Origin of the sequence: Corynebacterium sp. BF-R-2, from assembly GCF_024586525.1 — a bacterium.
Taxonomy (GTDB): Bacteria; Actinomycetota; Actinomycetes; order Mycobacteriales; family Mycobacteriaceae; genus Corynebacterium; species Corynebacterium singulare.
On record NZ_JAMFTP010000016.1, the window covers coordinates 1 to 11989 of the forward strand.

Here is an 11989-nt window from a genome sequence, read left to right on the forward strand (position 1 = left end):
GCCGCACCCGAGTGGTGCGGCTACCGGAAGTATCACCCCGAGCGCGCTGAACTGCTACCAGATACTCACTGAAGCGCTACCAGATAGTCACGACACTGCTACCAAATAGCCGGTCGCAACACCACCCGCGAGGTTGACAAACTATATAGGGGAACACCCCCTCCTTAGGACAATTCACTGAAAAGAGTGTGCCATTGAGGAAGAACCGCAGAAACGTCCCATTGCTGAGCAAAATCCCGTGAACGATTGCTGGCTACTTCGAAGTCAGAAGCCTCTCGGAGTTCTAAAATACGTGTAGTGTTTTCACATAAACTTGCCTGATCTGCATATCGACCAAACACCTCTTGCACGCCTTCCCGCTCCCAAAAGACTGGGACAGCACCACTAGCCATTCCCTCAGCTGGGGCGAGATGAAAACTCTCAAGTTCACTAGAGGAAAGAATAAAGCCAATACTCCGGAACCACGATGCGACATCTGCGCTAAAGCCATCAAACACTACACGGTCTTTTAGCGCTCTATCCATAGCTATCCGCTCGAAAAAATCGAGGTAAAGTTGCTTTTCAATTGGGTCAGACCATACGTGAGGGTATTCCCAAGGCATCCGCCCCTTAATTCGCAATACGTAACGGTCGTCAACATCGAGTAACTGCTCCAGCAAGTCTAATGCGCGGTCGGGGCGCTTTAAGAACGGGACCATACCAACGAGACCGAGCGTAAATTGGGCATTGTCGCCTTTAGGCCGGTTGAAATCATTGATATCAAGCACATTGGGAATAACGAGTGTTTCCACATCGGTAAGATTAAATTTTTGAATTGCCTGGCTCTTTATCCATTCAGAGACAAAGACAAGACGGCTGACGTTTTCCCATTTGATCTTGCACATCCAAGGACCATTGAGCTCAAACCTGTGCAAGCGTGACACCAGTGACACGCCCTGAGGCAGGTGCTGAGAGTACCAGGCAAGAGCTGGTCCAGCCCATTCACAAAAGACAACGTCTGCCCACGCGGCGAGGTTTTCGCTTTCTGATTCATCGTGCTGGTGGAGGGTCGCCCATTTATCAATACGAACCTCAAACTCAGGACTAGTTTCCAAATAATCCATAAGCTCACCCATAAACTTCAAATCATGGGAGGCAACGACCAACCGAAGGGGCTCAGCAGATCTGGCGCGGCTTCTATGCCCCAACAGCCCAGCACGCTTGAAAGATTCGCTCAATCGCTTTTGCGCATTTTCCATAGAAAAATGCTCAGCCACTGAACGCACTTCCGCTCGGGACTTTTTAATCTTTGGTAATCCCGCGATGATCGTGTCCGCAATCTCCTCAACCGTGGCCTCTGCACTCACAAAAAAAGGGTAGGCGGCGCCAAAGAGGGATTTATGGTCCTCGGTGAGATTGACAACCGGAACTGTTCCCGCCGAAGCGTATTCAAGTGCTTTAGTCGATAGTTCCAAACTAGAATCAAGCTCTCTAGAACGCCAGCCAAGACCGATATCTGCCCTCTTGATCCTAGAAACTGACTCGTGGCGAGGTAGTCCCCCAAGCCAAGAGACGCCGCTCGATGAATCTCGGTCAGCTTCTTCTAGGGCTGCTCTCATCCTGTTCACCCATGTAGGGTCGTTCCTAGCTCTATTAAACTTCGCTCCCACCACTTCAAGCGTCGCGTTCACACCACGTTTACCGAGCGCACGTGGGAGCTCCAGCATTTCTAAGGTTCGCCATTCCTTGGCTAGTTTTCCTGCATAAATAAGCCGCAAATCTTGTTGGTTTCGTTCGCCTTCTTCTTCGACCTTCCCATACGCATACCGAGGAATCATCGGTGGAATGAGAACTACTTTTCCAGCTGCCTGTGGGACGAGGCCTTCCCAGTAGGAGCGGGCCGCTTCGGTTTGCGCGAATATTCTCTTAGAGTGCGCAGCAATGTGATGTAATCGATTCAGATTTGTGTCAGAAAGCTTAGAAGGAGGGAAGGGAAGATCTGTGACGTATGCCCAAACAATTGGACTAAGCTTCTCCTTTGACGTGAATTCAAATGCGGCCTCCAATCCTCGTACAACAACAGCTTCAGCGCCAGATTTCGCCACTAGTTCTTGGGCGAGTTCTGCTGCGGATTCTGCGTCCAGCCCTCGATCCTCGGTTTCGGCCGAAGGGGCATGCACCTCAATATTCCTGATGGGACGGATGGCTTGAAGGAGTGTATCGTTTTCAGGAACCGCTTTTAGCAGCAAGTGGACCTCGTCGAAGACACCTGAAAGTACTTCACATACCGACATCAGCCATATTGAAGAACCATCGATAATGTTGGCATTCGTATCCCCATAGATTACTACGGCACTCATCTTAGTTTTCTCCCTTTACAATGCTCTGGTGTGCTGGGGCCGCATCTATATTTTTCAATGCCTCAAGTATTGGTGATTTTAGATCTTCTGACCACGCCCAGTTAGGCGATAACGTATTAAGAACGATGTTGGCTCGTTCCCGCAAGTCATTTGTAAAATGGCTCGTCAAATTACTTGCTCGAACTATCACGACTATCCCTTGGTTCTGGGCATCAGCAATGTACTCGATAAGTCTTAGATAGAGTCCAGTTTTTTGTGCTGATAACAAACCTTCCCAAGAGCCCTTCCAGAATTCTTGCTCATCAATGATGAGGTAGCTCGTCCCCTGGTTTTCGCTTCCCAATAGGTGAGGCCCCGCAAGCCGGTGAACTCGTCCAGCCTCACTGAGAGCGGCTTCCAAATCAACAGATCCAATAAGACTGATTTCCCGAGTCCACAACTCGGCCTCAGCGGTCATCATCGCGCTGAGCGCTACAAAGCCATCTCGTTCCATTACTTGCTCAGCAGCAAGCCGACCTGCAGAGTGCGCTGTGGGGCGTGCGAGTATTCGCGCGGCGGGGATAGTGTTTGGTGCAAAGATACTAGGGCTATTTAATGTGCCTTCCCCGGTTCCAGGGTTCATAGCGCCACTGAGTTCTCGGAGAGAAGCTGTCTCCCTTTCTCGCGTTTGATCCTCGAAGTGAGCTTCCAGCCTGGAGAGCTTTTCTTCAATCTTTACAGCACGGCGCCGTGCATCTTTTGAAATGCCCTCGGCCTTCTTTTGCGAAGAGATAAAGGCTGCGAGAAATACAATCCCCATTGCGATAGCCCCTACCGAAAGAGCTCGCCCGACAAAATTGCCGCCAACAGCGATGCTCGCCATTAAGAACGACGCCGCCATCGCAGCGATAATAGTTAGGGATCTGCCCCGCTGAAAGGAATCAAGCTTCATCGATACTATTCCTCTTGGATAGAGTTCTTTCTTGCTACAGTTTCAACTTCAATTACTGTGGACAACGCCTCGCTACCCATCTACGGGTATATCCAAAATAATCATCGGATCGCTGTATTCTTTCTTGATTTCGGCAAGATATTGAGCCGCAGGTCCTTTGTCCTCCCTGCCCATGAGCCGAGCCCACTCATGATATTGTGGTGCCACGATATCAGTCGGACCATCAGCGATAATTCGACCCTCCGAGATCCAGATCGTGCGGACACAATTCTTTTCTATTTCTTTAATCGCATGTGAAACAAGAAACAGATTGCCGGCACGTTCCAAGAGTTCCTGCATTCGACCGCTGGCTTTGGCGCCAAAGGCTGCGTCACCCGTGGAAAGCGCTTCATCAATCATGAGGATATCCGGCCGCACCGCAGTAGATATGGCGAAAGATAAGCGAGCCGACATGCCTGACGAATACGTTTTCATCGGGCGTTTGATGGCGTCACCGAGTTCCGTCCACCGCGCTATCTCATTGATTTGAGCCTTAGCATCCGATCGGCTCATGCCCAGAGCAAGACATCCTAGGTAAATGTTGTGTTCTCCCGACAGATCTGGTTGGAGGGCTGGCGAGACTCCCATAAGTGTAGGTTGTGAACGAGTCAGAATGCGCCCCGCACTCGGAGCAATACCACCCGCAATCATGTTAAGGAGTGTCGATTTACCAGATCCGTTTAACCCAATAATTCCGATCGACTCGCCCGGCAAAGCGATCAGAGAGGCACCGACGATCGCGTCAACTACTGTCTTCCCACGCCCTAGCCGCGTCATACTGGCATCAGAGGAACGCCCCTGGCTAATGATGTATCGCTTAGACACGTTGTCCACAATGACATTTGCCCGCTCGACATAGTTGATATCAGGCTCAGTTTCAGTTCCCTCAAACGATGCTGAGGTTTCCGGCCCCTGGACTTTCTCAACTTTTCTCTTCGCTTCAAGATATTCCCCGGGTTCTGCCGGCAACTTAGACGAGTCGAACATACTTGTCCTCCGCTCTCCAAAAGAAGATAAAACCAATCACAAAGGCACCTACGCTCCATGCTAAGAGCTCTCCCCACGTCGCAAGGCTCGGCGCGGTGCGGTATATAGAGCAGTCTCGGACAGCGGTGAGAAAGATGTAGCAGGGGTTAGCCGACATTATCTGATGAACCGCTGAATGCTCTGCAAATCGATCCACGGAAAACATCACACCTGATAAAAAGAAAAGACCTCGAGTCACGAGCCCAAGAATCGTCTTTGCCTCTGGGATCTGTGCAGTGAGACGAGCTGTGATCATCATTAGTCCGCAGCCAAAAACATGGATTAAAAGGAATAGCGGTATCACAAAAACTACAGTCCACGATGGCCACGATCCCCACTGAAAAAGAAAAGCCGCTATGAGCGCCACACACGCTGGCAATACGTTATCTATTAGTGAACGCAATGCGGTGGAGAAAGGAATTGATGCCCTTGGAAACTGAAATGCCCGAATCATCGAGCGCGAGGACTGCATGAGACTGATGCCAGAGTTCATGAGCCCCGTCATCATAGACATGAAGATAATCCCGATGAAAAGAAAACCAATGAAGTTCTCGATACCACGAGAGGTCTTCAGGAGCAGGCCGAAAAGAAAGCCATAGAGCGCGACATCAAACAGTGGGTTTAGCACCAGCCAAAGTTGCCATAGACGATAATCCCGTGTTGTGCGCAGTGCCTTGGCGCGTGCATCTGCGACGATAAAATGCCGGCGGGCCACCAATTTCGAAATGTACTCTCCAAGGGTGGGGCGGGTAGCCAGCGGATGGAGACCTTCAGGATTGACTATCTGTACGCGGCCTTCATGCCGCGCTACCTGGGCATTGAGTTCTTCGACTCCTCGCTGTGAAGTCTTGGAACCGCGCCATTTGTGGCGTGCCAATATGAATCAGCCCTTCCAGATCTATTGTGTTCGAACGTCCATATAAGTCACAAGCTTCGATGAGAACGCCGAGAATTGCTACAGGGAATTGTACTCAGTCTGTCTAAGAAGTTCGCCGAGAACACCACGGGCTTGTTCAACGTCACCCGCCTTCGAAGTGAAGTCAAGTGGAAGCCTTGAAAGAGGCGAGCCCTCTACGATGACTCCCCACACAGCTGCCCCACTACCAACGTAGTCAGCATACTTCGAGGGAAGGAATGGGTTAAGGCTCAATGCTGTCCCCGCTGTGTTGGTGTCATTGACAACAAGAGCGTCGAAATGAGTGGAAACGTTAAGGAATTCGAGGTACGGCATATACCCGTTGATGCAGAGGCATTCCGCTGCGGGATGATTCCACAGTTGACGACGAAGCTGTTCGGGCGCCGCGGTGAAGATATGAAGGCGGAACTGGTTACGCACCGGATGGTCTTGGAGCGCGGTGAGAACGTCACCGATTCCGCGGTTGGCATAGAAGTTGCCAAAGTAACCGATATTGATGCGATCTGCATCGAGGGCATAGTTTGCCTCCACGAGCTGATACATCTCTTTTGTCGGCTCTGCGTGGTGCCGAATCGTCGACTTAGCACGCACGAACTCTTGGAGGTTGGTGGGATAACGCTCCAGCATGACTTGTCGCTGGTTGGAATTAGTGAAGATGACTTCGTCGGCGTACAGCAGTGTTACTAATTCAGTCAGCTCAAAGTGAGTGGTATACGAGATGTTTGACCATTCAGATCGCGTGACCATCGTCTTAAGCTTGTGAGTGGTCACTCCCGTAGTGAGCTTTCCTGGCCGAGACTTTCCGTCTACGCCAATGCAGAGTGGGTCAGAGAACTCCGCCTCCCATCGTGTCTCAGGGTGGTTGTCTTTAAAAAGAGCCGCAGCCACATGAGAACCAGACCAAAGAGCGCGCGAATACATCGATTTATAGGGACCGTAGGCCCTCGCGCGCTTGGCGGCTTTCTTCGCGGCTTGTCGTGCATAAGAACAGATAGCACCCCAGTGTGCAAAAGAAGCGACGACATCGAGTTCTTCAGCGTGAACAAGATAGGGATCCACGATGAGCTTTGTCGAATCATCGTGACCGCGCACGCGCCCCATATTTGCATAGAAGACGTCAACAAGCTCCGCATCATTCCGAATCACTTTTGCTGTCACGTTGGCCGAAGTGTCTGCGAAGGGCGGGAAACAATAGGAGAACACTAGTCGATTCGCTTTTTCGGTACGCAAACCGCCCCAGCGCAAACCAGGAACACCAACATCTACGGCAGTGTCGATGGCCCGCTGAACATCTGTGGGATGGGCGCCTAGGTAATTCGCGATAAATCCGAATTGGGCATCCTCAAGCTTCTGAAGGGCCTGCTGCTTAGAGTCAACCTCACGAATCTCTCGGAGCTGTGCAATACATTCGAGCCGCTGCGCTACGTTGAAATCAAAGCTCTCAACTTGGCGCGACACAGAATCGCGTCGGATGGTTCTCAAATACGATGAGTTACTTGGTACTGCTGGAACGTTGAACACGAGTCCTGATTCTTCAAGGAAGTGTGCAAAGTAGGCGACGTCCTCACCCGAACGCAGCGATTCCTCATAGCTATAGTGTTGGGCCAGCTCCGTGGGGAATACCTTGCAGGCGTTAAATCCGAGTGCCCACGGCGCTCTCGCTACTGGAACGGTGGTTCCGCGAAGTGTTGATATACGCGCGTTGAGCGAATTCTCTTGAAGGGACCCATCATGCCCCTTATCGAGGATCGGCAGAAGCACACAAACGCCATTGCGAGCATGCTCTAACCCCGTCTCAAGGAATCGAGGTTGAAGGGCGTCATCATCATCGAGAAAAGTAACGAAATGGCGACCAGCACTTGCAATACCAAGGTTGCGGGCGCGGCCGACGCCGGGTGATGCGGTCCGAAGTACTCGTAAATCGAGCTGCGAGAATTGATCTTCCAGATCTAGTTCTATGTCTAGTGCCGCTGGCCCGTTGAAGACGACTAAGACCTCGAAGAGATCGGTGCTTAAGGTTTGATTCGAAAGCGAAGCGAGCGCCGCAATGAGACCAGAGCTTGCTGCGTTGGTTGAATCATGCGCATAAGAGGGAATGATGACACTGATTCCTGGAAGATTGGTGCTCATCTTATCTTCTCCAACATTTTGTACAGCGACACCACCGCAGAGCTTGGTAGATATTGCTTAACTGGCTTAGCCAAGGTCGCAACGCGTGAAATCACTAGTGTTCGGAGCGTCGGGGCATCGGGGGCCGGACCCTGGTCGCGCGGACCGACATTGGACGCCGAAAGAGGCGCGGAAAGTCCCCGAAGAAAATCATCGGGGGGCCGAGACGTACCAGCTGATTCCTCTACTCTGAGATGAATCCACCTTTCGGAAAAGTGCAATCCTGCGACGCCTAGATTTTCGCTCACTACGTCATCGCTATCAACTAGGTCATAGAGGTTGTCCGCCGCTGAGCGCGGCGCCCAGTATTCGACTACTTCCCTATTCCGGATGAGCCGAGCGAGAATAGGAGTTGCTTGGGCAGCGGGAACGTCGGCAAGCACCGCCGGCATATTAACCGCGTGATCGAGCTCCTCCTCGCTGAAACAAAACACCACTGTCCCATGGCTAGCGGGTAAGGGCTGGAGCTGCTCTGAAGAGCACAAGAGCACTGCATAGTCGGTATCGGCGGGCTTGTAATCATCAAGCGATCCAATTCTCATCGGCACGTTGTCCTTGCCCAGCTAGTTCTTTTCCGAAACAACGCTCGTTACGATCTCCCGAATGATGTGCGGAACGGCTTCATCACGTTGTTTGGCAACCCATTCACGTCCACGCGCGGATACGTGAAGCTTCGAGCGGTCCTCCATGAGGCTTATCCACATGTTTGCCAGAGCTTCTGGATTATCAGGTTCCACAACATGCCCAGCCTCAAGTTTCTCAACCAATGCGGCTGCTTCTCCTTGCACTACACCACTAATGTGGAGGCCAACCGACATCAACTCATAGGTCTTTGAAGGCACCGTGCGAGTTAGTGGCTCCCATGAGGTGAGATGAACCAACGCCGTGTCTGCCCAGTCATAAAACTCTTCTAGTCGCTCTGCGGGATAACGGTGCTCGATGGAGGCGTCAGCCCCTGTTTCTTGAATCAAGTCTCTAACAGCAAGCCACGCAGCGCCGTCGCCGACGATGCGTAACCGCACCTTATAACCGCGTTCCTGAGCAATATTTACCGCTCTAACTGCATTATCGATGCGTTGGGCACGCCCCACCGTGCCGGCGTAGAGGACATGTAGTTCATCCCGCTGTATTCTGCTCATATCCGCAGCTACATACTTGGTTTTTGGCGGAAACACATTACGGACGGTGCGGATAACGCGCCTACGACCGTCCCGCTTCGCAGGCAATGTGGTGCCCAAGTGCGTTGCTAGGTCCTTGGAGGTCGTGATAATTCCATTGGCATGGGTCAACGCCCGCATCATGGCCTTCTCAGTAAGAGCCGTCAAAACTTGGAAAGGGCCTTTGCTCAAGACTATCTCACGAATGGAACGCTTACCTGTCCCAGAGTTCCAGTCGTCTTTCTCACGTAGAAGCTCTGGCCATGCATCGCGAAGATCCACAATGTAGGGAACTCCATGAAGCCGTGCGACTAGCATGGTGACTACCGATGTTGGGAGAGCTGGGACAGTGCCAACAATCAGATCCGGCGAAATTTCCTGAATTTGCTTCCGGTGCGTCACCTGCATTGCCAACATCGAAGAGGCCACAGAGGCTTGGTTTAAAATCCGGCGCGTCAGCGTAGATCCAGCAGGGAAAAACCCGGAGCGTAAGATCTTCTCACCTGAGTTTCCTAACTCAGCCCGGCGGCAACCAAAAATGGCATCTTTAGACAGCCACTCCCTCAAACGTATTTGACGCTGGTAGTGCGGCGGAGGTGCAATAACAGCCACCTCATGACCAGCCTCGACGAGGATCTTTGTCAGCCACGACCACCGCCGCTGCGGCACGCCGTTCTCGGGGGCCCAATACTGGGAGAGGACTAGAATCCGCATCCTACGCCGTTCTTCCTAATTGGCGACTTCCTGCGCGGTCCTACAACTAGACCGCGCGAGATGTCTCTTTAGCGCCAAATACCCTTCGTATCAATAACAGTCTTGCCTTCCAGCACAGACTGATCGAGGTTAACAAACTCCTTGTGGTTTACGAGGAGGAGGACTACGTCAGCAGCCGCAATAGCTTCCTTCGTGTCCTGCTTTGTCAGGTTAGAAATGTTCGAAAGAACAGCGGGAAGCTCATCAACATTCGGCTCAACGACCCGGATATCGAGCTCTGGGTTATCCACACCGAGGCGCTTCACGATTTCCAAGGAAGGCGATTCACGCAGATCATCGATGTCGTTCTTAAAAGCAATACCAAGAGCCGCCACAACCGGCTTCTCCTTGCCTTCAAGAGCCTTGACTACTTGCTCAATAACCCACTCCGGCTTGCCATTGTTGACATCTCGTGCCAGCTTAATGAGCTTGGCCTCCTCTGGCGCCGCCGACACAATGAACCACGGGTCAACCGCGATGCAGTGACCGCCAACGCCTGGCCCCGGTTGCAGGATGTTCACGCGCGGGTGGTGGTTCGCTAGCTCAATGAGCTCCCAGACATCAATCCCCAGTCGGTCGCAAATCAGGGATAGCTCATTAGCGAACGCAATGTTGACGTCACGGAAGGAGTTTTCCGTAAGCTTTGCCATCTCTGCGGTCGTGGCGTTGGTCATAAGGAGTTCTGCTGTACAGAAGGTTGCGTACAGATCACGAGCAAGCTCGGTGCCCTTGGGGGTCAAACCACCGATAACGCGATCATTATTCTCCATTTCCTCCATGATCTGGCCAGGGAGAACTCGCTCTGGGCAGTGAGCTACGAAAATGGCGTTGTCATCTTCCTCGTTAAGGGACAGATCAGGTCGAAGCTCAATGAGGTGGTTCGCCATATCCTCAGTAGTGCCCGGAGGGGAGGTCGACTCCAGAACAACAAGCGCACCGGCGCGAAGGTGCGGTGCAAGCGCCTCTGAAGCAGCACGTATGTACTTGGTATCTACCTTGTGATCGTCCTGGAAAGGTGTCGGCACACAAACAATGTAAGCGTCAGCTTCGACCTGCTCAGCCTGCGCGACAAGGTTTCCTTCTCCCACCACCTTGGCCAGAAGTTCTTCGAAACCAGGCTCAAAGAAGGGCACTTTGCCTTCATTAATAAGCTTGACGAAACGTTCATTTACGTCAACACCGACGACTTTGACGCCCTTTGAGGCGATAAAAGCTGCCGTAGGCAGACCGATATATCCGAGGCCTACAACGCAAACTTTGTCAAAGCTATTGGCAGCATTTCCCTGAGGCGTCATCTCTTACCTTTCTCACTACTGTGCTTAGACAACGGTAGCACGCGAAGACATTGCGCAGCCGCAACAGTCTCGCTATTAGAATAATTTATTGCAGGTCTAATGTTCCCTGCCTTTAGTTTCCCCAGACCCCCAATCCACTGTCAACAGAAGTGCTGCCCGCCTCCTCTACACGATAAACTGACGGACTATGGCCCTGAGGAGAAACTACGCACGCTACGGCACTTCAACGACTTTTTTCGATTCTGTAGAGGAATTTCTTAACTCACCCATGCCAGTTAGCTCCTCCGAAGAGCCCAAGGCGATTTCGATTCGCTACGGCGCTGCATTCATGGATGTGCTAGTCGAGGATCGCGGCGCCGATACCACGGTGGTGTGTTTTCACGCGGCTATCGATCCAACTAGGACCACTCTCCCGGTTTTCATTGGGAGACAGCTAGTCGAAGGCGTTGATGCCAACGTGGTTTATATCTCAGATCCCTCGCTTGATCGAGGCGCGAGTATTGGGTGGTTCACAGGGGATGAGTCGCGCCCATTTCAGGAAGACCTCACTTCGTGCCTGACTCATATTTTCACTAACTTTCACCCTGATGTGCCTATCGAGAACCTCGGCGAGAAGGCAATCTTTTTTGGGGCGTCAGCCGGCGGATTTGCCGCACTTTATTATTCGCACCGCTTTCCCGGTTCATTGGCCGTGGTTTCGAACCCCCAAACCCATATCGGGCGCTACCTTGAGCCGCAGGTGAAGGCATACCGCAAGAAGTGTTGGAGCAGCCGGAAGCTTTCCGAAACTACCATGACCTTCGACTTGGTTAATGAATATGGCAAGGGTTTCGATAACTACGTGGTTTACCTTCAGAACGAGAAGGACGAGCTGCACTACACCCAGCATTATCTGCCATGGTCCCAAGCCGTGGCTGAACGCCCGCAACAGTGGAGGCTTATTCTCGGAGATTGGGGCGAGGGTCATGCCCCTGCCCCACAGATGCTTCTCACTGGCATCCTCGGTTACGCAGCATCACTAGCCGGCGATTGGGAGCTACTCTTCGAGGACGAAATATTCGCTAACACCGATTAGAGAGCCTTCCGCCTGAAGCTCGGCTTGGTCTTAACCATAGGGCCTGGCTTCAGGGACAGGAAAGCAAAAGGCCGCCTGGTAGCAGGCGGCTTTTTTGCTCCTCCAACTGGGCTCGAACCAGTGACCCTTCGATTAACAGTCGAATGCTCTGCCAACTGAGCTATGGAGGATTATGCGTATGCTGCCGAGCAAGTGACCTTGCCCTGTGCAACGAGATGTAACTATATAAGGCCTTCTCCAAAGATTGCAAATCGCCTGCACAGTACCCATTTCAGTTATGTTTAGCGTG

The 11989-nt window shown here is 52.1% G+C and carries 8 protein-coding genes and 1 tRNA gene; 1 reads left to right on the top strand and 8 read right to left on the bottom strand.

The annotated features are described in order from the left end of the window. Positions 1-164: 164 nt before the first annotated feature. The 7 genes from M5J09_RS11680 to wecC all read right to left on the bottom strand — a co-directional run bounded on the left by M5J09_RS11680 (position 165) and on the right by wecC (position 10625). Positions 165-2339 carry a glycosyltransferase gene (locus M5J09_RS11680; protein WP_257157971.1) on the bottom strand — a complete coding sequence of 725 codons (2175 nt, stop codon included), beginning with the start codon at positions 2337-2339 and terminating at the stop codon, positions 165-167. A 1-nt stretch (position 2340) separates the two neighbouring features. After that, positions 2341-3270, bottom strand: coding sequence for a hypothetical protein (locus M5J09_RS11685; protein ID WP_257157972.1), 930 nt, complete (start codon positions 3268-3270; stop codon positions 2341-2343). Between the two features lie 72 nt (positions 3271-3342). After that, complete coding sequence (locus tag M5J09_RS11690; RefSeq protein WP_257157973.1) at positions 3343-4296, bottom strand: ABC transporter ATP-binding protein; 954 nt, start codon at positions 4294-4296, stop codon at positions 3343-3345. Then, positions 4280-5212: an ABC transporter permease gene (locus tag M5J09_RS11695; protein ID WP_257157974.1), complete on the bottom strand. Its 933-nt coding sequence runs from the start codon at positions 5210-5212 to the stop codon at positions 4280-4282. Before M5J09_RS11695 ends, M5J09_RS11690 begins: the two co-directional genes overlap by 17 nt. A gap of 78 nt (positions 5213-5290) precedes the next feature. Next, positions 5291-7381, bottom strand: a complete 2091-nt coding sequence (locus M5J09_RS11700; protein ID WP_257157975.1) for a glycosyltransferase — start codon at positions 7379-7381, stop codon at positions 5291-5293. A gap of 602 nt (positions 7382-7983) precedes the next feature. Next, the gene (locus M5J09_RS11705) at positions 7984-9291 is read right to left on the bottom strand and encodes a glycosyltransferase family 4 protein (protein ID WP_257157976.1); all 1308 of its coding nucleotides are present in this window, start codon (positions 9289-9291) and stop codon (positions 7984-7986) included. Between the two features lie 68 nt (positions 9292-9359). Next, positions 9360-10625 carry a UDP-N-acetyl-D-mannosamine dehydrogenase gene (gene wecC, locus M5J09_RS11710; RefSeq protein ID WP_257157977.1) on the bottom strand — a complete coding sequence of 422 codons (1266 nt, stop codon included), beginning with the start codon at positions 10623-10625 and terminating at the stop codon, positions 9360-9362. Between the two features lie 187 nt (positions 10626-10812). Between wecC and M5J09_RS11715 the strand changes: the two genes are divergently transcribed. Beyond that, on the top strand, positions 10813-11700 hold the full coding sequence (locus M5J09_RS11715) for a hypothetical protein (RefSeq protein ID WP_257157978.1): 888 nt from the start codon (positions 10813-10815) through the stop codon (positions 11698-11700). Between the two features lie 97 nt (positions 11701-11797). Here the strand turns inward: M5J09_RS11715 and M5J09_RS11720 are convergent. Then, positions 11798-11870: transfer RNA gene (locus M5J09_RS11720), tRNA-Asn, on the bottom strand. Positions 11871-11989: the final 119 nt, after the last annotated feature.